This is a genomic window from Paraburkholderia sp. CNPSo 3272 (assembly GCF_024206495.1).
In the GTDB taxonomy this organism is placed as follows: domain Bacteria; phylum Pseudomonadota; class Gammaproteobacteria; order Burkholderiales; family Burkholderiaceae; genus Paraburkholderia.
In genome coordinates, this window is sequence record NZ_JAMBPQ010000001.1 from 277,946 (window position 1) to 297,443 (window position 19,498).

Annotated in this window: 15 protein-coding genes and 2 tRNA genes; 4 read left to right on the top strand and 13 right to left on the bottom strand. The window is 64.1% G+C overall.

What is annotated here, in order from left to right; all coding sequences use genetic code 11:
- Positions 1–745: 745 nt before the first annotated feature.
- The 3 genes from rpiA to rnr form a co-directional block, all read right to left on the bottom strand.
- Complete coding sequence (gene rpiA / locus M3I53_RS01415) at positions 746–1,441, bottom strand: ribose-5-phosphate isomerase RpiA (RefSeq protein WP_254314198.1); 696 nt, start codon at positions 1,439–1,441, stop codon at positions 746–748.
- A gap of 112 nt (positions 1,442–1,553) precedes the next feature.
- A complete protein-coding gene (gene rlmB / locus M3I53_RS01420; RefSeq protein ID WP_254314199.1) occupies positions 1,554–2,297 on the bottom strand; it encodes a 23S rRNA (guanosine(2251)-2'-O)-methyltransferase RlmB in 744 nt (247 codons plus the stop codon).
- Between the two features lie 217 nt (positions 2,298–2,514).
- Positions 2,515–4,977: a ribonuclease R gene (gene rnr, locus M3I53_RS01425; protein ID WP_254314200.1), complete on the bottom strand. Its 2,463-nt coding sequence runs from the start codon at positions 4,975–4,977 to the stop codon at positions 2,515–2,517.
- A 392-nt stretch (positions 4,978–5,369) separates the two neighbouring features.
- On the opposite strand from rnr, the gene M3I53_RS01430 reads away from it, so the two are divergent.
- The 3 genes from M3I53_RS01430 to M3I53_RS01440 all read left to right on the top strand — a co-directional run bounded on the left by M3I53_RS01430 (position 5,370) and on the right by M3I53_RS01440 (position 6,274).
- A tRNA-Leu gene (locus tag M3I53_RS01430) sits at positions 5,370–5,456 on the top strand.
- A 176-nt stretch (positions 5,457–5,632) separates the two neighbouring features.
- A tRNA-Leu gene (locus M3I53_RS01435) sits at positions 5,633–5,719 on the top strand.
- Between the two features lie 189 nt (positions 5,720–5,908).
- Complete coding sequence (locus tag M3I53_RS01440) at positions 5,909–6,274, top strand: hypothetical protein (RefSeq protein WP_254314201.1); 366 nt, start codon at positions 5,909–5,911, stop codon at positions 6,272–6,274.
- Here M3I53_RS01440 and oxlT read toward each other — a convergent pair.
- From oxlT to M3I53_RS01480, 8 genes are all read right to left on the bottom strand, one after another.
- Positions 6,257–7,582 (bottom strand): oxalate/formate MFS antiporter, encoded by a 1,326-nt coding sequence (gene oxlT / locus M3I53_RS01445; protein WP_254314202.1) that lies wholly within the window; start codon positions 7,580–7,582, stop codon positions 6,257–6,259. The two genes, M3I53_RS01440 and oxlT, sit on opposite strands and share 18 nt — an antisense overlap.
- Positions 7,583–7,712: 130 nt before the next feature.
- Positions 7,713–9,107 carry an NAD(P)(+) transhydrogenase (Re/Si-specific) subunit beta gene (locus M3I53_RS01450; RefSeq protein WP_254314203.1) on the bottom strand — a complete coding sequence of 465 codons (1,395 nt, stop codon included), beginning with the start codon at positions 9,105–9,107 and terminating at the stop codon, positions 7,713–7,715.
- A gap of 9 nt (positions 9,108–9,116) precedes the next feature.
- The gene (locus tag M3I53_RS01455; RefSeq protein ID WP_254314204.1) at positions 9,117–10,685 is read right to left on the bottom strand and encodes a Re/Si-specific NAD(P)(+) transhydrogenase subunit alpha; all 1,569 of its coding nucleotides are present in this window, start codon (positions 10,683–10,685) and stop codon (positions 9,117–9,119) included.
- A 200-nt stretch (positions 10,686–10,885) separates the two neighbouring features.
- Positions 10,886–11,143 (bottom strand): hypothetical protein, encoded by a 258-nt coding sequence (locus M3I53_RS01460; protein ID WP_254314205.1) that lies wholly within the window; start codon positions 11,141–11,143, stop codon positions 10,886–10,888.
- Between the two features lie 18 nt (positions 11,144–11,161).
- Entirely contained in the window at positions 11,162–11,596 is a 435-nt protein-coding gene (locus M3I53_RS01465) for a PAS domain-containing protein (protein WP_254314206.1), read from the bottom strand.
- Positions 11,597–11,764: 168 nt separating this feature from the next.
- On the bottom strand, positions 11,765–13,015 hold the full coding sequence (gene frc / locus M3I53_RS01470; RefSeq protein ID WP_254314207.1) for a formyl-CoA transferase: 1,251 nt from the start codon (positions 13,013–13,015) through the stop codon (positions 11,765–11,767).
- 36 nt (positions 13,016–13,051) lie between these two features.
- Positions 13,052–14,800: an oxalyl-CoA decarboxylase gene (oxc, locus tag M3I53_RS01475; RefSeq protein WP_254314208.1), complete on the bottom strand. Its 1,749-nt coding sequence runs from the start codon at positions 14,798–14,800 to the stop codon at positions 13,052–13,054.
- A 337-nt stretch (positions 14,801–15,137) separates the two neighbouring features.
- Positions 15,138–15,857, bottom strand: coding sequence for a GntR family transcriptional regulator (locus tag M3I53_RS01480; RefSeq protein ID WP_254314209.1), 720 nt, complete (start codon positions 15,855–15,857; stop codon positions 15,138–15,140).
- A gap of 243 nt (positions 15,858–16,100) precedes the next feature.
- Between M3I53_RS01480 and M3I53_RS01485 the strand changes: the two genes are divergently transcribed.
- Positions 16,101–16,463 carry a hypothetical protein gene (locus tag M3I53_RS01485; RefSeq protein WP_254314210.1) on the top strand — a complete coding sequence of 121 codons (363 nt, stop codon included), beginning with the start codon at positions 16,101–16,103 and terminating at the stop codon, positions 16,461–16,463.
- A gap of 122 nt (positions 16,464–16,585) precedes the next feature.
- Here M3I53_RS01485 and M3I53_RS01490 read toward each other — a convergent pair whose 3' ends face one another.
- Entirely contained in the window at positions 16,586–18,301 is a 1,716-nt protein-coding gene (locus tag M3I53_RS01490; RefSeq protein ID WP_254314211.1) for a long-chain fatty acid--CoA ligase, read from the bottom strand.
- Positions 18,302–18,382: 81 nt separating this feature from the next.
- Positions 18,383–19,156, bottom strand: coding sequence for an SDR family oxidoreductase (locus M3I53_RS01495; RefSeq protein ID WP_254314212.1), 774 nt, complete (start codon positions 19,154–19,156; stop codon positions 18,383–18,385).
- Between the last annotated feature and the right edge of the window lie 342 nt (positions 19,157–19,498).

The following is a 19,498-nucleotide window of genomic DNA, read 5'->3' on the forward strand; positions in this document are numbered from 1 at the left end:
AGCGCGGGCGCATTTAACACGACTTCAATTGCAATGCCGATAAAATCACTGCATTTAAAACGCGCGAATATCCCCGCGGACCCGCCCGATATAGGAAGACCGTTTAATGGAGTTACCAGATTAGATTCGCGTGCAGAACGCCATTAAGCTTTACGCATTCGCGTAAATCAGGCGATCATGCAGAATTGAAAATCCCGGAGAACAAAGGAATGGCCCGCAAAACTCTTTGGGTTTGGCGGACCACATTGAATAGTAGTCCGATGCAGTTCTTCGCATACCCGCTGTTGTCATTTTTTTCCCCGTGTACCGCACGGCGTACGCCACGAACGCTCACGCACAGCCTGACAGAAACCCTCGAGCCGCTGCGCATTTTGCGCGCCGCTCTTCCCCTGTCCGGTCGTTTCGACGTCTCTTTTAGCGAACCGTTTGCATAACGTTGCCGGACGGTGAATTTATAACTCAGACAGTCAGACCATTGCTACGTCATTCGCATTTTTGTGTGCGGTTCTCAACGTAGTGAATTGCGCACACCTTGAATTAGGGGATTTCCTTTCAATAATAATCGAAAGGCGAATTGATGTTTTAGATGGATGCGCAGACAACCAGATCGGAAAATCGCATTCTTTTAATGATTAATCGCGATGTTCGGTTCGGCAGGCCACGCAGGCCTGCCAAAATAAAGAGCGGCAGCGCACAGGCAAAATCAGGGAGGAGCCTGTTGCACGCGCCGCTCGCGCGAGGCCGCTCAGGCCTTGCCGTATTCGATGCGCTCGACGCCGGTTTCGCCGCCGAGCAGGCAGAAGTCCGCGCCGCGGGCGGCGAACAGACCCACCGTCACCACGCCCGGCCATGCGTTGACATGCGCCTCGAGCGTGCGCGGATCGTTGATGCGCAGGCCCTTCACGTCGAGGATCTCGTTGCCGTTGTCGGTAATAAAGGGCGAGCCGTCCTTTTGCACGCGCAGCACCGGCACGCCGCCGAGCGCCGTCACGCGGCGGCCAATAGCCGTGCGCGCCATCGGCACGACTTCGATGGGCAGCGGGAACTGGCCGAGCACGTCGACGCGCTTGCTCGCATCGGCGATGCAGACGAACACGTCCGACACCGACGCGACGATCTTCTCGCGCGTGAGCGCGCCGCCGCCGCCCTTGATCATGGCGCCGGCGCCGTCGATTTCATCGGCGCCGTCCACGTACACGGGCAGCGATTCGATCTCGTTGAGGTCGAAAATCTTGAAGCCGTGCGCTTCGAGGCGCGCGGTGGTCGCGACCGAGCTCGACACGGCGCCGCGGTAGCGGCCCTTGCTCGCCGCCAGCGCGTCGATGAAGCAGTTCGCGGTGGAGCCCGTGCCGACGCCAATTACGGCGCCTTCCGGCACGTTCGCATTGACATAGTCGGCGGCTGCCTGGCCGACCAGTTGCTTGAGTTCGTCTTGAGTCATGGGAGTACAGCCCGAGGAGGAGAAAAACGCGGAATCCGCATAGTTTACCGGAGATGCGGGCACGGGCTGCCCGCATCTCGCAGGATCGCGAAACGGGGGATCCTGCGGACGATCAGCGAGCAGCCGAGCGTTGGCGCACCGCTTCGAACAGGCAGACGCCCGAAGCGACGGATACATTCAGGCTCTCGACCGTGCCCGCCATCGGAATCTGCATGACTTCGTCGCAGGTTTCGCGCGTGAGGCGGCGCATGCCCTCGCCTTCGGCGCCCAGCACGAGCGCGACCGGACCGTCGAGCTTCGTCTCGTACAGGCTCGCGCTCGCGTCGCCGGCGGTGCCGACCACCCACACGCCCGCCTCCTTGAGCTCGCGCAGCGCACGCGCGAGATTCGTTACGGTGATGTAGGGCACGGTGTCCGCCGCGCCGCTCGCCACCTTTGCGGCCGTCGCGTTCAGACCCACGGCGCGGTCGCGCGGGGCGATCACCGCGTGTGCGCCGGCCGCGTCGGCCACGCGCAGGCACGCGCCGAGATTGTGCGGATCGGTCACGCCGTCGAGCACAAGCAGGAGCGGCGAGCCCTGGATGCCGTCGAGCAGCTCCGCGAGATTCTGCGCGAGCGCCAGATCGTGCACGCGGGCCACCACGCCCTGGTGGCGCTCCGTGTGCGCGAGACCCCAGAGGCGCGTTTCGTCGGCTGCGATCACGCGCGCACCGGCTTCCTTCGCGGTGTGCAGGAAGTCCTGCATGCGGCGGTCGCGGCGCGTCGGATCGTAGTAGACATCCTCGACCGTGGACGCGTCGTGCCGCAAGCGTGCGATCACCGCATGAAACCCGTAAAGAACCTTGAGACGTGACATGACTGAGACAACCCCTGATGAACGTTTTGCGGCGCAGACACAGCGCCGCCAACAACGATGGTCGCCGGCCGCGTCGTGCGGTCCGGCGTATGCAAGCCGCGCCCATGTGGCAAAACCCGACGCGGCACGCAAGTGAAAAAACCGGGCACGCGCACAGTGGCGCGGCCCGGATAGGAAACGGCTGCGGAGCGCGTTTGGCGCTCCGCATGCATGGCGCTCAGCGTTTCTTGCGCGGCGCCTGCTTTTTGGGCGTCGGCTTCACGGCCGAGCGCTTCTTCGCGGTCTTGGCGGCGCCGCGCGCCGCGCGCGCCTCCTTCACCGCGACGCTCGGCACCGGCGCGGCCTTCTTCTGGCGCGCCATGTCGCCGCCCGGCAGCGCGCGCACACGCGGTCCACCTTCCATGCCGCCCTTGTCGAGCGGCATCGGCCGGTTGCCGCCCGGCTTCACGGGCGTATCGCGCACGAGGCGAAAGTCGATCTTGCGCGCGTCGAGATCCACGCGACTCACCTGCACGCGCACGCGGTCCGAGAGGCGATAGCGAATCCCAGTGCGCTCGCCACGCAGTTCGTTCTTGATCTCGTCGTACTGGAAGTAATCCGAGCCCAGCTCCGTCACGTGCACGAGACCTTCGATGAAGAGCGCGTCGAGTTGTACGAAAATGCCGAACGACGTCACGCCGCTCACCATCCCGCCGTACTCTTCGCCGAGCTTGTCGCGCATGAAGTAGCACTTGAGCCAGGCTTCGACGTCGCGCGAGGCTTCGTCGGCGCGACGCTCGTTCGCCGAGCAGTGCAGGCCCAGTTCTTCCCAGATCGCCGTGTTGGCGCCCCGGGCGCGCTTGCCGCGCTTCTCCTCGTCCTCGGCCTGCAGCGCGCGGGCGCGCGGCGAGAGCGCGGTATTGAGCTCGACGCCCTCGGGCGCCTGCGGCTGGTACTTCTTGCCTTGCAGGATCGCGTAGATCGCGCGGTGCGTGAGCAGGTCGGGATAGCGGCGAATCGGGCTCGTGAAGTGCGCGTAAGCCTCGTAGGCAAGACCGAAGTGACCGATATTGTCCGGGCTGTACACGGCCTGCTGCATCGAGCGCAGCAGCATGGTCTGCAGCATCTGCGCGTCGGGCCGGTCACGGATGTGCGCCATCAGCGCGGCGTAGTCGCTCGCGTGCGGCGTGTCGCCGCCGCCGAGCGACAGGCCCATGCCGCGCAGGAAGGTGCGCAGGTTTTCGAGCTTTTCGGCAGTCGGTCCCGCGTGTACGCGGTAGAGGCCCGGGTGCTTGTGGCGCTTCATGAAGTCCGCCGCACACACGTTGGCCGCGAGCATGCACTCTTCGATCAGCTTGTGCGCATCGTTGCGCTGGCGCGGCACGATCTGCTCGATCTTGCCTTGCGCATTGCAGACGATATACGTCTCTGTCGTGTCGAAATCGATGGCGCCGCGCTTCTGGCGCGCGGCGAACAGCGACTTGTACACGCCATAGAGATTCTGCAGTTGCGGCAGCAGCGCCGCACGGCGCGTCGCCTCGGGGCCCTTGGTGTTAGTCAGGACCGCGGCGACTTCGGTATAGGTGAGCCGCGCCGCCGAGTGCATGACGCCCGGATAGAACTGGTAACCCTTGATCTCGCCGCGCGCGGTGATCACCATGTCGCAAACCAGCACACAGCGGTCGACGTGCGGATTGAGCGAACAGAGCCCGTTCGAGAGCTTCTCGGGCAACATCGGAATCACGCGGCGGGGAAAGTACACCGAGGTGCTGCGCTCGATCGCATCCACATCGAGTCCGCTGCCCGGCAGCACGTAGTGCGAAACGTCGGCGATGGCGACGATCAGGCGAAAGCCCTCGCCGCGGCCGACCTGCATCGGCTCGCAATACACGGCGTCGTCGAAGTCGCGCGCATCTTCGCCGTCGATGGTGACGAGCGGCACGTCGCGCAAGTCCACGCGATAACGAATGTCGGTGGGACGCACGGCGTCGGGCAGCTTCGCGGCTTCGTCGAGCGCGCTCTTGCTGAACTCGTGCGGCACGCCGTACTTGCGCACGGCGATCTCGATCTCCATGCCCGGATCGTCGATGTCGCCGAGCACTTCCATCACGCGGCCGAGCGGCTGCGAGTGGCGGCTGGGGAAATCGGTGAGCTCGACGACCACGACCTGGCCGACCTTGGCCTTCTTGGGATTCTGCGTGACGAGGATATCGTGGCCGATGCGCTTGTCTTCCGGCGCGACGATCAGCGCGCCGTTCTCGTTGAGGAGGCGCCCGATGACACTGCGGTTCGCCCGGTCGGTGACTTCGACGATATGTCCTTCCGGCCGCCCACGCCGGTCATAGCCGACGATGCGCGCGAGCACGCGGTCGTTGTGCATGACCTTCTGCATTTCGCCTTGCGGCAGGAATAGATCGTCCTGCCCGTCGTCGCGCACCAGGAAGCCATAGCCGTCGCGATGCCCCTGCACGCGGCCGGCGACGAAATTCGAAGGATGGGCGAGCTGGTAGTGGCCGCGCGAGTCGAGCCGGATCTGCCCGTCGCGCTCCATGGCGGCGAGCCGCCTGAAGAACCCTTCACGCTCCTGGCGCTTGATAGAGAGCGCCTCGGCGATATCGTTCGCGGTGCACGGCGAGTCGCTGGTCCGCAGCACGCCGAGAATCTCTTCGCGGCTGGGAATCGGATACGGATATTTGCTCAAGGGCTTATCGATGGTTGTTCTCGTTGCGTGGACGTCGGATTTTGCGCGGCCTGAATGTGCGATACATGCGGGCGGCGCCCGGTCTTCGAGTGCTGCAATCTGCCGGCCCGTAACGTGGATCCTGACCGCTCGCACCGCGTGCGCCACGCTGCACGCAGCACCTGAATCACGGACTTTGCCGGCGGAACTTCTGCGAGGCATTCTAACACCCGCATCGCACCCTACGAGCCGTGGGAGCGGCCTCGCGGCGCGACGAGAGGGCCACTCCACGCGCCGTGCGACGCTTCGGCAACCGCGTTTTCTCTCCCTCCACAAAACGCTTGACAGCCCTTGTGGCGCCGCTATAATTTCGGTCTTTGCGGCGGCTCACGTTGAGCAGCAATCGACACCTTGCCCAGGTGGCGGAATTGGTAGACGCACCAGGTTCAGGTCCTGGCGGTGGCAACACTGTGGAGGTTCGAGTCCTCTCTTGGGCACCAGATTCAGAAGGCCGGCTTCATGCCGGCCTTTTTCATTTCCGGCGGCAGCAGCGGGTACAACTGCCCTCCAATCGCGTAGAACGCAGGAGCCGCGTTCCCGGGATGAAGATTTTTTGAAAAGTTCTATTGACAGGGATGCGAAATCGCGTCATAATTTTCGTCTAGCTTGAAGACGTGCCCAGGTGGCGGAATTGGTAGACGCACCAGGTTCAGGTCCTGGCGGTGGCAACACTGTGGAGGTTCGAGTCCTCTCTTGGGCACCACGTCTCATCAAGCAGAACTTAGCAGCACACAGGATTCATCGAAAAAGCCCGCAAATCTGCGGGCTTTTTTGTTTTGCGGCCGATATCCGCTCGCGTCCCTCCGTTATGTTTCATGGTATACATTGCCAAACGGCGAGGCACGGCGCGTGCGGGCGTGCAAACCCATGGCAAGTCGATCGGGAAGACCGAATGGAATTCGTTGTCGTCGCAGCGATCGTCGCCGTCAGCTTTGGCGCCGCCGCGACCTGGCTGCTCGCCACCCGGCTGCCCGAGCGCTGGCTCGACAAGAGCGCCAGCGAGGGCCGTTATGCCCATCTCGGGCTGCAAAACGAGCGGTCCGCCGACGCGGACCCGCGTCTCGATCAGGCCCGCATCGATACCCGACGCGTACGGCGCCCGACGCGTACGGCGCTCACGCGTGAGCGCAAGAATACAGGGCGCCGCGCAAATGATGCGAGCGTTGCGCCCCGCAACCGCTCGCCGCGATCACGACCGCACCGCCCGCCCATAGCGCCTGGGGGCACCCGTCGAACGCGCTCACTCGTGCGAACCTAGCGGCGAAGGGACGAACGCCGAATCGGCAATCCTCGCCTCTTCACCCGACTGAAAGATCCAGCGCCGGCGCATCGGTTGCAAGATCACCTTTGCGCTCACCCCCGCCATCATCGCCACGCAGGCGACCATGTCGAACACCATGTTCCAGCCGCCGTGAATCGCCAGCAGCGTCGCGACAGGCACGAGCATCGCCGCGGTCCCCTTCGCGGTATAGAGGGTGCCCGCGTTGCCGGCCGCGTACTTCGCTCCGAACGTATCGGCGCAGGTCGCCGGAAAGTTCGAAAAGATATCGCCGTAGAACAGGAACACGAGCCCCGAGAACAACATGAAGAGATACGGGTCGTGGCCGAACGCGCGCAAGCCCAGCAGCGCGAGTCCCTCGCCGAGAAACGTGATGAACATCGTATTCTCGCGGCCGATGCGATCCGAAATGAGCCCACACAGCGGCCGCGTAAAGCCGTTGCAGAGATTGTTGATCGAGAGCGTCATGGTGAGCAGCGGCAGCGTCGCCGCGACGAGCGTGACCGGCATCGAGGCGAACCCGTAGCTCTTCGCGATCGGGCCGATCTGCGCCGTCGCGATGATGCCGCCCGCCGCCACGCAGACGAACATCGCGTACATCACCCAGAATACGGGCGCGCGAACCATTTGCTTCGTCGTATAGTCGGTCTTCGTCGCCACGATGCGCTTCATGCCCGTCGCGTGTGCGGGAGGCTTCGGCCGCACCATCACGAGTGCGAGCAACATGATGCAGGCACCCTGCAGGAGTCCGAAGAACACGAACGCACGCTCATAGCCCGACTGCTGGATCATGTTCGAGATGGGGATGACCGTGAGCGCCGCGCCCGCACCGAAGCCGGCAGCCGTCATGCCGGCGGCGAGACCGCGCCGGTCGGGAAACCATTTGAGCGCGGTGCCGACGCACGTGCCGTACACGCACCCCGCGCCGATGCCCGAAATCACCGCCGCCGCGTAGAGCACCGGCAGCGCGGGCGCCCACGCATCGAGCACCCAGCCGAGCGCCACGCAGCACGCGCCGCCCATGACCACGGGGCGCGGGCCGAAGCGGTCGACCAGCCAGCCCTCCACGGGAACGAGCCAGGTTTCCGTCACGATGAAAATCGAGAAGGCAAGCTGGATCGCAGCCTGCCCCCAGTGATGCCGTGCGTCCATCGGCACGACGAAGAGCGTCCACGCGTACTGCAGGTTCGCCACGAGCCCCATGCAGAGAATGCCGGCGACGAGCTGCACCCAGCGGTTGTGCCGCCGGGCCGTATAGCCGCCATCGATACGATCGGTATATGCCACGTTGTCTGTCTCCGTCCGTTGTGATTGCGCGCGGGCTTGTTTCGCATCGCGTCGACGCCGGTGCGTGCGCCATCTCCCGCGTTACCGCCAGCGCGGCGGAGGTGAGTTCTGCCGCGCCTTCCCTCAAACGTCAAGCCGCCTCGAGTTGCCGCAGCAGCGCATCGATGCTGCCCTTCGCATCGCCGAACAGCATTCGTGTGTTGTCCTTATAGAAGAGCGGATTGTCCACGCCCGCATAGCCCGTCGCCATGCTGCGCTTTGAGACGACCACGGTGCGCGCCTTCCACACCTCCAGCACCGGCATGCCGGCGATCGGGCTGCCCGCATCCTCCTGCGCACCCGGATTGACGATATCGTTCGCGCCGATCACGAGCACGACGTCGGTGCTCGTGAAGTCGTCGTTGATTTCGTCCATTTCGAGCACGATGTCGTAGGGCACCTTCGCTTCCGCGAGCAGCACGTTCATGTGGCCAGGCAAGCGCCCCGCAACGGGGTGAATGCCGAAACGCACCCGAATGCCGAGCGCGCGCAGCCGCCGCGTGATCTCGCTGATGGTGCCTTGCGCCTGCGCGACGGCCATGCCATAGCCCGGCACGATCACGACCTCCTGCGCGTCGCGCAACAGCGACCCCACTTCGTCTACGCTGGTCGCCACGACCTCGCCTTGCGGCGCCTCGCAGGCCGTTGAACTCACCGCCCCGAAGCCGCCCAGGATCACCGAAACGAAGCTGCGATTCATCGCGCGACACATGATGTAGCTGAGAATCGCGCCACTCGATCCAACCAGCGCCCCCGTCGTGACGAGCAGATCGTTGTCGAGCATGAAGCCCGTTGCCGCTGCGGCCCAGCCCGAATAGCTGTTGAGCATCGAGACGACCACGGGCATGTCCGCGCCGCCGATCGCCATTACGAGGTGCACGCCGAGCGCCGCCGCCAGCACGCACATCACGATGATCGCGTAGAGTGCGTCGCCACCGTCAGGAGCACTGACGAAGCGATAGCCGAGCGCGATGCACGCGCCCAGCACGACCGCGTTGAGCAGATGTCGCGCGGGCAGCACGAGCGGCTTGCCGCTCACCGTGCCCTGCAGCTTCAGGAATGCGACAATCGAACCACTGAACGTGACCGTGCCGATGAAAGCGCCGACATAGATCTCGGTGTCGTGAATCGCGCGCTCGACGCCGTTCATCGTGATCTTCGGCGAGAGAAAGTTCGCAAAGGCGATCAGCGTGGCCGCGAGGCCAACGAAGCTGTGCAGCACCGCGACGAGCTGCGGCATCTGCGTCATCTCCACCCGGCGCGCGAGAATCGCGCCCAGCCCGCCGCCCATCAGCGCGGCGATGAGTGCGATTTGCAGGCCCGCACCGCCCGTGACGAGCAGTGTGGCGAGCACGGCGATCACCATGCCGGTCACGCCATACAGGTTGCCGCGCCGCGCACTGGCGGGATGACTCAGCCCGCGCAGGCTGAGGATGAAGAGCGTCGCCGCGCCGAGCCATGCCATGTTGCCGATTCCGTTGAGCATGACGTCTCCTCAGGTCCGTTGGAACATCTTCAGCATGCGCTGGGTGACGAGAAAGCCGCCCGCGATGTTGATCGTCGCGACGACGAGCGCAATGCCCGCCAGCAGGGTCACGATCGTGCCCGCGTTGCCTGGATGCAGCAACGCACCGATCACGATGATCCCGCTGATGGCATTCGTCACGCTCATGAGCGGCGTATGCAACGAGGGCGTGACGTTCCAGACCACCTGATAGCCGACGAACACCGCCAGCACGAACACGGTGAAGTGCGCGACGAATGCGCTCGGCGCCACGGCGCCGAGCGCTAGCAGCAGCAACGCGGCAACGACGAGCGCCGCGAGCGACCAGACGCCGTTGCGGCGCGGGGCCTGCGCGGTGGCATCCTTCGCGTTGCCGGTCGCGACGGCAACGGGCTTCGCCTGTGCAGCCGCTTGCGGCGTAGCCGAGACCTGCACCGGCGGCGGCGGCCAGCACACCTGGCCGCGCTGCATGACGGTGGTGCCGCGCTGCACGACGTCGTCCATGTCGAGCTTCAACTCGCCGTCTTTCGCTGGTGTGAGATCGGTCAGCAGATGGCGGATATTGGTCGCGTAAAGCTGGCTCGACTGGTTCGCCATGCGGCTCGGCAGATCCGTGTAACCGATCACGGTCACGCCGTTCGCATTCACGACTTCACCTGGGCGAGTGAGCTCGCAATTGCCGCCCTGCTCGGCCGCCATGTCGACGATCACGCTGCCCGCTCGCATGCACGCGAGCGTCTGCGCGTCGATGAGGCGCGGCGCCGGCTTGCCGGGAATCAGCGCCGTCGTGATGATGATGTCGACCTCGCGCGCCTGGGCCTCGAACAGCGTCATCTCCGCTTCGATGAACTTCGCGCTCATCTGTTTGGCGTACCCGCCCGAGCCGCCGCCCTCCTCCTCGATGTCGATGCTCAGGAACTCCGCGCCCATGCTTTCGACCTGCTGGCCGACTTCGGGGCGCGTATCGAACGCGCGCACGATGGCGCCAAGACCGCGCGCGGCGCCTATCGCCGCGAGCCCCGCCACGCCCGCGCCGATCACGAGCACCTTGGCGGGCGGCATCTTGCCGGCCGCCGTGATCTGCCCCGTGAAAACGCGCCCAAAATGCTGGGCCGCTTCGACGACTGCGCGATAGCCGGCCATGTTCGCCATCGAGCTGAGTGCGTCGAGCTTCTGCGCGCGCGAGATGCGCGGCACGCAGTCCATCGCGAGCACCGTGACCTCGCGCGCCGCGAGTTGTTCGAGCAGCGCGGCGTTTTGCGCGGGCCAGATGAAACCGATCAGCGTCGCGCCGCGTTTCAGGCGCTGCACTTCTTCACTCGAAGGCGGACGCACCTTGACGACGATATCCGCGCCGCTCAAGAGCGCTTGCGCGTCGTCCACGACGCGCGCGCCTGCCGCGCGGTAGGCGTCGTCCGGGTAGGAAGCGCTCGCGCCCGCCGTCGTTTCCACTTCGACGGCATACCCGAGTTTAATTAGTTGTGCCACGCTTTCCGGCGTCGCGGCGACGCGTCGTTCGCCTTCGTGTGTCTCACGGGGGACCGCGATCGTCAATGCCATGATCCGCCTCCTTGCATCACAACAGAGCGCACTGCGGCGGGAACAAACGCAATCGGCGGCGCGCCAATGCATCTGGCGCGCCCAAAGCGTAGCCACGACTTCATGAAACGTCTCCTGTGTCGGCCGGAGTTGGCGCTTGAGCGCCTTAGTCCGGCTGCATGTTGGAATTCTGTGTGCCGCGGCTCGACGAGGGCTTTGCCCTATGACGTGCCCAGGCTGGGCGAATTGCCGCTCTTGAGGAAAGCGAGCGCCGCTTGCCGGGCACCGGCAATCGCGGCGGCCTCGCTTTCGAATACGGTTTCGTCGACCACCCATTGACGGGGCAATACTGCGGCCGCCGGTGAGTCGGCGGCGGGCTCGACCGCGTGGATCGCGGCGAACGCGGCCCAGCCGCCGTTATGAATCATTTGCCGGGCCGAGAGTTCGACCTCGAAATGTCCGAGTCTTTCGGTGTGCATCGAAGAGTTCCCGAGGTTTCAGGATTGCTGGGCCTGTGCTTCGAGTTCGGTGATGCGTTTCTTGAGCGCGCGCTCCTCCTGGAAGCGCACCGTCTCATCGCGGATCACGGCGACGATGCCGTCGAGTTCGCCCTGCGGCGAGTGCAGAAGCGCCACGGTGAAGGCAATGGAAAGCGCCTTGCCCGCCTTGTCCACGGCCGGCACGCGCAGCACGTCGTTGCCATAGCGCGTCTGGCCGGTCGCCATCGTCTTGTGATAGCCCTCCCAGTGGCGCCCGCGCAGCCGCTCGGGAATGATCAGGTCGAGCGTCTTGCCGAGCGCTTCTGCCTGCGTATAACCGAACATGCGCGTGGCCGCCGGATTCCAGAACGTGATGTCGCCGGCTGCGTCCGAGATGACGATGGCGTCCCCGATGGCGTTTGCGAGCTGCTCGAAATCGATGGCGGATTGCATGGCGATGACTATGTGGGATGGGTCGTTTATCGTCGTCGCGCGGCACGCATTGCACATGCCGCGCGGCGTCCTGCCTGCCGGTCAGGTATTGCGGTGCTGCGCGGGCGCAGCGTCGGCCGCGCCCGCTTCGTGCGTGCTGCGTTCAGCTGCTGGAGCTCGATGCGGAACTCAAACCGCACGCACCTCATGCAGCGCCGCGATCTGCTGCGCCGTGTAGCCGAGGTCGGCCAGCACCTGGTCGGTGTGCTCGCCGAGCAGCGGCGAACCCGTGATTTCCGGCTTCAGGTCCGAGAACTTGATCGGGCTGCCCACCGTGAGGTACGAGCCGCGCTCCTTGTGCGGCACTTCGACGATAGTACCGCTCGCGCGCAGCGACGGGTCATTAGCAATTTCCTTCATGCTGAGCACCGGCGCGCACGGAATGTCGAACTTGCGCAGGATGTCGACCGCCTCGAACTTGGTCTTGTCGGCGAGCCACGCTTCGATCGTCGCGAAGATGTCGAAGATATGCGGCTGACGCGCCTGCGCCGTAGCGTAGTTCGGGTCGTCGATCCATTCGGGTTTGCCCAGAGCGCGGCAGATCGGCTCCCACGCGTGGCCCTGCACCGTGAAGTAGATGTACGCGTTCGGGTCCGTCTCCCAGCCCTTGCACTTGAGCACCCAGCCCGGCTGCCCGCCGCCGCCTGCGTTGCCGCCGCGCGGCACGACGTCGCTGAACGTGCCGTGCGGGTACTGCGGGTATTCCTCGAGGAAGCCCACGCGCTCCAGACGCTGCTGGTCGCGCAGCTTCACGCGGCACAGGTTGACCACGCTGTCCTGCATCGACACGGCCACCTTCTGGCCCTTACCGGTTTTGTCGCGGCCGATCAGCGCCGTGAGAATGCCGATGGCGAGGTGCATGCCCGTGTTGCTGTCGCCGAGCGCAGCGGCGCTCACCGTGGGCGGACCGTCCCAGAAGCCGGTGGTCGAAGCCGCGCCGCCCGCGCACTGTGCGACGTTCTCATAGACCTTGAGGTCGTCGTAGTGGTGGCCTTCGCTGAACCCCTTCACCGAAGCGACGATCATCTTCGGGTTGAGTTCCTTGATGCGCTCCCACGTGAAGCCCATGCGATCCAGCGCGCCGGGGCCGAAGTTTTCGACCATCACGTCCGATTCGCGAATCAGCTTTTCCAGCACTTCCTTGCCTTCGGGCTTCTTCGTGTCGAGCGTGAGCGAGCGCTTGTTGCTGTTGAGCATGGTGAAGTACAGCGCATCGACTTCGGGAATGTCGCGCAACTGCGAGCGCGTCACGTCGCCGGCGCCCGGGCGCTCCACCTTGATCACGTCCGCACCGAACCACGCGAGCATCTGCGTGCAGGCGGGACCAGCCTGCACGTGCGTGAAGTCGATGATCTTGATACCGTCGAGGGGTTTGCTCATTTGTCGTATCTCCTGGTCTACCTGATCTATGAGGGCTTATTTCTTCATGGCCGCGCTTTGCGGATTCAGATTCGTGAGACGGCCGCTTTCGGTCCCGGCCGATTCGTCGATGACTGCGTTGATCAACGTGGGCTTGCCCGACGCGATCGCCTCGAGCAGCGCGCTCGTGAGCTCTTCGGGCGTCGTCGCCTGATGGCCGACGCCGCCGAAGGCCTCAATCATCTTGTCGTAGCGCGCGTTCTTGACGAACACCGTCGGCGCGACGTCGCAGCCGCCGCTCGGGTTGACGTCGGTGCCGCGATACACGCCGTTGTTGTTGAACACGATGGTGCAGACCGGCAGGTTGTAGCGGCAGATCGTTTCCAGCTCCATGCCCGAGAAGCCGAACGCGCTGTCACCCTCGATCGCCACGACCTGGGTGCCGCTCGTCACCGCTGCGCCGATCGCGAAGCCCATGCCGATGCCCATGATCCCCCACGTGCCCGAGTCGAAGCGCTTGCGCGGCTGGTACATGTCGATGATGCTGCGTGCGTAGTCGAGCGTGTTCGCGCCTTCGTTGACCACGTTGATGTCCGGCCGCGTCTTGAGCACGTCCCGGATGGCGCGCAGCGCGCTGTGGAAGTTCATCGGCGACGGGTTCTTTGCGAGCGTCGCGGCCATCTTTTCGAGGTTTGTGTTCTTGCGTTCGGCCACGGCGTCGAGCCACTCTGCCGGCGGCTTTGGGAAATCATTGCCGAGGGCTGCAACGAGCGCTTCCACGCATGAGCCGATGTCACCGATCACCGGCGCTTCGATGGCGACGTTGCTGTCGATTTCCGTCGGCGCAATATCGATCTGCACGAACTGCTTAGGTCCGGCGGCCGCACCCCAGGTCTTGCCCTTGCCGTGCGAGAGCAGCCAGTTCAGGCGCGCGCCGATCAGCACCACGGCGTCCGACTCGGCCAGCACGAACGAGCGCGCGGCCGATGCCGACTGCTCGTGTGTGTCCGGCAAGAGACCCTTGGCCATCGACATCGGCAGATACGGAATGCCGCTCTTCTCGACCAGTTCGCGGATTTGCGCGTCGGCCTGGGCGTAGGCGGCGCCCTTGCCGAGCAGGATCAGCGGACGCTTCGCATTCCTGAGCACGCCGACAGCGCGTTGCACTGCATCGGGTGCGGGTATCTGGCGCGGCGCCGCGTCGACGACCTTGATGAGCGACTGCTGAGCCTTCACCGCGTCGATGGTCTGCGCAAGCAGCTTGGCCGGCAGGTCGAGATACACGCCGCCGGGGCGGCCCGAGACGGCCGCGCGAATCGCGCGCGCCACGCCGACTCCGATGTCCTCGGCGTGCAGCACGCGATACGCCGCCTTGGCATAAGGCTTCGCCGCGTTGAGCTGATCCATCTCCTCGTAGTCGCCCTGCTGCAGGTCGACGATCTCGCGCTCGCTCGAACCGCTGATGAGGATCATCGGGAAGCAGTTCGTGGTCGCGTTGGCCAGTGCCGTGAGGCCGTTCAGGAAACCCGGCGCGGAGACGGTCAGGCAGATGCCCGGCTTCTTCGTCATGTAGCCCGCCACGGCCGCGGCGTTGCCGGCGTTCTGCTCATGCCGGAAGCCGATGAAGCGCATGCCCTCGGCCTGCGCGAGACGGGCGAGATCGGTGATCGGAATACCCACGAGGCCGAAGATCGTGTCGATATCGTTCAGTTTCAGCGCGTCGATGACGAGATGGAAACCATCGGTCGTTTGCTGCGCTTCGGGCACAGGGTTCTGCTGTGCCTCGTTGATGCCTGCTTCTGCCATGACGTCTCCTCTTTGGCGGGGCGTTGTGTGATTCGTGATATACAATATTCCACACACAATATTAGTCAAGCGTTTTTTAGCCCATCGCGCGTTTGCTGCACTGCGTCGCGCCTCGCTGCATCGTCGCGGTCTCGTACGATCGCTCGCAGCGGCAACTTGATGAGGCGCACCATGGGCAAGCGCTTTCAATCGGCCCAAGCATCCTGACGAATTTGTTACGGACTCCATAACTTTCTTTCAACATCGCGACGCTCATTCAGACGATCTGCGTATCGATGCCGCTACCTCATGCGTCGAGCCGATATGAACCGGCGGCTCGACGCGGCGCGCCTGCGTTTCAGTCCAGAAAATCGCAGTTGGCTTCCACGAACAGTGCGAGTTCGATCGAGTGCTGCCGCACGAGCTGCTCGACGCGCTCGGTGTCGCGCGCTTCGAGCGCTTCGATAATGCGCATGTGCTCGACGATCGATCGCGACGCGCGATCGCTCTGCGCGATAGTCATGCGCCGGATCGCGCGTACATGCATGAAGATGTTCTTGATGGTGTCGACGATGATGGGCGACTTCGATAGCTCCACCAGCGACTGGTGAAACATGATGTTCGCTTCCGAGTATTCCTCTATATGGTCCGATGGCGTCGAGTCGCCGAAGGTCGCGAACATGCGCCGCAGACCCGCAATGTCGCCGTCCGAGGCGCGCTGCGTCGCGAGGCGCGCCGCGATGCTTTCGAGCGCGGCCCACATATAGATCATCTCCACAATCTCCTTGCGCGTTTTGCGCAGGATGTAAACGCCGCGGCGCGGCACCGTGCGTAGGAAGCCCTCCTGCTCCAGCAGCGTCATCGCTTCGCGAACCGGTGTTCGGCTCACGCCGAGCTTCTCGGTCAATTCCTTTTCGTCTAGCCGGATCTCGTCTCGCGAGCGGTAGATGTCGGTTGCGGCAATGGCCTGCTTGAGCTTCGCGTAAGCCTGATCGCGCAGCGAAGCGCTTGCGTTGATCGGCTCCAGCGTCAAGGTGACCGGGGGCGGCGCGGTGACGAGTTCTCTTTCGGCGGACATCGGTCGTTTGTCTCCAATGTTCTGCTTAGCTGGAGGCTGCTGGAAATTTCATATTTCCAATACAATATATCAGTGCGACGCTCGTGGCTAAGCGGGGTTTACGCGAACTGGGGGGCACTCGGTCCGCGAGGTCATCCGCAATCCATACAGCTTTGCTTATGTTTTTCGAAAAAAACTTTAACTATCGTTTATTAATTTGCGCTTCTACTCTTGCTTCACGCCACTCGACATGAGGAGACAGCCATGAGCCACCTGGACCCCCGCCACGATCGTCAACTGCAAGCGCAGCTATGCGCATTCAATACGGCATTTGCCGAACTAGGCCTGCGTTTTCGCTGGGATGCGCGCACGCTCCACTCGCTCGCATCGATTGCCGGTGAACATGCGCGCGTCGCCGCCTATATCGAGACGAATCACCCGCATCTGCTGAAGGCGTACAGCATGGATTTTCTGTGCGAGGCGATCCTTGCTCGCAAGAATGCGCAGGCGCCCGGTGAATGGCCACTGACCGCGCCCGCTCAACGCGGGTCACAGGAATGGGGCACGGCAGCCGCGATGGAGCAGGATTGGCGCGAAGGCGGGTTGCCCGCGCTTGCCGGCGCCTGAGGCGCACGCACGAAAGTGCGAACCCCATGACGACGAAACCCGTCTGGATAGCGCGCTAGCACGCTATCCAGACGGGTTCGAAATTCGAGCACAACGAAGGGAAGCCGCGCAGGCTTGCGGGCTCAGGCGTTGCCGCGCGCCTCAGCCTCTTCTTCCTGCAGCTTGCGCCACAGGATTTTGCCGCTGCCCGACTTCGGCAGCGTGTCCACGAACTGCACGATGCGCGGCGCCTTGTACGCGGCCATGTTGTCGTGCGCCCAGGCGATGATGTCGTCTTCGTTCACGCTGCCGACCTGCTTCGGATCGAGCACGACGACGGCCTTCACGGTCTCGCCGCGGCGCGCGTCCTGGGTACCGATAATGCACACCTCGTTGATCGCCGGATGCCGGTACATCAGCGCCTCCACCTCGGCCGGCCAGACCTTGTAGCCCGACGCGTTGATCATGCGTTTGAGGCGGTCGGTCATGAAGTAATAGCCTTCTTCGTCGCGCCGCACGAGGTCGCCCGTACGCAGGAAGCGCTTGCCGTCGCGTTCGATGAACGCTTCGCTCGTCGCCTTGGGGTTGCGCCAATAGCCCTGCATCACCTGCGGCGCATGCATGATCAGCTCGCCCGACTCGCCTGGCGGCACCTCCTCCAGCGTGATCGGATCGATCACACGCGAGTCGACGTCGAATACCGGAATGCCGAGACACTGCGGCTTGGGACGTTGCGGCGGATTGATATGGGTGCCCGCCATGGTCTCCGACATGCCGTAACCCTCGACGAAGTCGAGCCCGGTGAGATCCTTGAGCTTCTTCACGACCGCATCGGGCATCGTCGCACCGCCGCCGCGCATCCAGGCGAGGCTCGACAGGTCGTACTCGTGAATGCGCGGGTTCGAGATGAAGTCCACCACCATCGTCGAGATCGCCTGCCAGCCGTTGATGCGGTAATGCTCGATGGCACGCGCCGCGGCGTCGCGATCCCAGCGCGGCAGCAACACCACGGTCGAGCCGTTGTAGATCGGACTGTTCATGCCGCCCTGCATGCCGGTTACGTGAAAGAGCGGCAGCACCGAAAGTTGTACGGCGTCCTGATTGCTTCCGAACCAGTTGCAGCCGCCCACGGCCGTCGCCATCACGCTGCGATGCGTGTGCATGCAGCCTTTGGGCTTGCCCGTGGTGCCCGAGGTGTACGGCATCACGCAGAGGTCGTCGGGGCCGGCAGTCAGCGCTCCAGGCACGCAGCGCGCCTCGAGCACGTCGGCCCAGTGCGCGACGCCCGGGCCGCTCACGGAGCGCGGCGCGCCCACGAATTCGGGAGGCGGCGAAAACGGTTCGCACCTCAGATAGTCGCTATACGTGGCAACGAGCAGGTGCCTCAAGCCCTCGCCTTCCTGCACGAGCGGCGCAATACGCGGGTAGAGATCCTGCGCGACGAAAGCCGTGCTCGCGCCGCTGTCTTCCACGTAATGCGTGAGCTCCTCGGTGAGGTTCATCGGGTTGACCGGCACCACCACGGCGTTCGCGCGCAGGATGCCGTAGTAAGCGACGACCCACTGCGGACTGTTCTGCATGTAGAGCAGCACGCGGTCGCCGGCCTTCACGCCGCATTCCTGCTGCAGATAGCCGGCTACACGCTCGGCCTCGTCCTTGAACTGCGCGAACGTAACGGGCGTGTCGTAGAAGACGATGAACGGCTTGTCGGGATAGCGCGCGGCCGAGACCTCTGCGTTATAGAAGAGGTTCGTTTGCGGAATGCTCAGATGCGGCGAAAGATGCGCGGGCCAGTGTGGCGAGGCCGGCTGCGGTGATGACGGCGAAGGTGCGGAAAGCGTCGGGGCGGACGTGGACATGGCGGGCTCCGTCGGGCAAGACTTGTGAAGAACGTAGGCACCAACCGCTCGCTGAGGGCTGGCGCCACTTACCATGCGCAATCAGACGATGCTCGCGCCGCCATCCACGGCGAGATACTGGCCCGTCATATGCCGCGACGCCTGGCTCGCGAGAAACACCACGGCGCCCTTGAGATCGTCGTCGTCGCCGAGACGGTGCAGCGGCGTATGGTCGATCACCACCTGCCCCAGCTTGTCGAGCAGACCAGCCGACATCTTCGAGGGAAAGAAGCCCGGGCAGATCGCATTCACGTTGATGTTGTACTTGCCCCATTCGGCAGCCAGCGCACGCGTGAAATTGATGGCCGCCGCCTTCGAGGTGTTGTACGCGATGGTCTGCATGGGCCCGAGCGATCCCTTCAGGCCAGCAATGGAAGCCACGTTGATGATCTTGCCGCGCTGGCGGGGGATCATGGTGCGCTTGCCCACTTCCCGTGCGAGGAAGAACGGCGCGGTCACGTTCAGGTTCATGACCTTGTGCCACGCCTCGTCGGGATAGTCCTCCGCGGGGGCGCCCCACGTGGCGCCCGCATTGTTCACGAGAATATCGATCTGTCCGCCGGCTGCCAACGTCTCGTCCACGAGCGGCTTCACGGCCTCGGCGCGCTGCAGGTCGCTCACGATCGTGGTCGCCTTGATGCCGAGCCCCTGCAGATGCCTCAGCGCTTCACCCAGTTCGTCGGCCTTGCGCGCCGTGATCACGACGTGGCAGCCCATCTCGCCGAGCGCCTGCGCCATCTGCAAACCCAGCCCGCGCGAGCCGCCGGTGATGAGTGCGACCTGACCGCCCAGCTCGAACATTTCCCTGACCCGCATGCTTTCGTCTCCTTGATGTCTTGTCGACCGGCCGACGTTCCGGTTTGCGGAACGCGATGAGATGCCAACGATTCTAGCGAGGCCCTGTAGTCAGGAAAATAGGGAAAAGCACGACCGTTCATTAAACGGTATTTGTGCTTTTGCCACCGGCCATATGCGGGTTGGGTAGGCTGAAAAACAAACATGCGGGGAGTTAATTGCGCGCACAACCGTTGCAATCGCGCGACAGCCAGCGTTTTCACCCCTTCACCAAGCGTCTATCATCGGCCCCCGGCCAGCATCCACTGGCCCCGCATACGAAAAATTCGAGCCACGGCACCCCGGCGGTCCGAGAAACTTACA

Excerpts from the sequence above, each read along its gene's own strand:
- rpiA (WP_254314198.1), bottom strand. The coding sequence starts at position 1,441 with ATGACTCAAGACGAACTCAAGCAACTGGTCGGCCAGGCAGCCGCCGAC.
- rlmB (WP_254314199.1), bottom strand. The coding sequence starts at position 2,297 with ATGTCACGTCTCAAGGTTCTTTACGGGTTTCATGCGGTGATCGCACGC.
- M3I53_RS01440 (WP_254314201.1), top strand. The coding sequence starts at position 5,909 with ATGGAATTCGTTGTCGTCGCAGCGATCGTCGCCGTCAGCTTTGGCGCC.
- M3I53_RS01450 (WP_254314203.1), bottom strand. The coding sequence starts at position 9,107 with ATGCTCAACGGAATCGGCAACATGGCATGGCTCGGCGCGGCGACGCTC.
- M3I53_RS01455 (WP_254314204.1), bottom strand. The coding sequence starts at position 10,685 with ATGGCATTGACGATCGCGGTCCCCCGTGAGACACACGAAGGCGAACGA.
- M3I53_RS01460 (WP_254314205.1), bottom strand. The coding sequence starts at position 11,143 with ATGCACACCGAAAGACTCGGACATTTCGAGGTCGAACTCTCGGCCCGG.
- M3I53_RS01465 (WP_254314206.1), bottom strand. The coding sequence starts at position 11,596 with ATGCAATCCGCCATCGATTTCGAGCAGCTCGCAAACGCCATCGGGGAC.
- frc (WP_254314207.1), bottom strand. The coding sequence starts at position 13,015 with ATGAGCAAACCCCTCGACGGTATCAAGATCATCGACTTCACGCACGTG.
- oxc (WP_254314208.1), bottom strand. The coding sequence starts at position 14,800 with ATGGCAGAAGCAGGCATCAACGAGGCACAGCAGAACCCTGTGCCCGAA.
- M3I53_RS01480 (WP_254314209.1), bottom strand. The coding sequence starts at position 15,857 with ATGTCCGCCGAAAGAGAACTCGTCACCGCGCCGCCCCCGGTCACCTTG.
- M3I53_RS01485 (WP_254314210.1), top strand. The coding sequence starts at position 16,101 with ATGAGCCACCTGGACCCCCGCCACGATCGTCAACTGCAAGCGCAGCTA.
- M3I53_RS01490 (WP_254314211.1), bottom strand. The coding sequence starts at position 18,301 with ATGTCCACGTCCGCCCCGACGCTTTCCGCACCTTCGCCGTCATCACCG.
- M3I53_RS01495 (WP_254314212.1), bottom strand. The coding sequence starts at position 19,156 with ATGCGGGTCAGGGAAATGTTCGAGCTGGGCGGTCAGGTCGCACTCATC.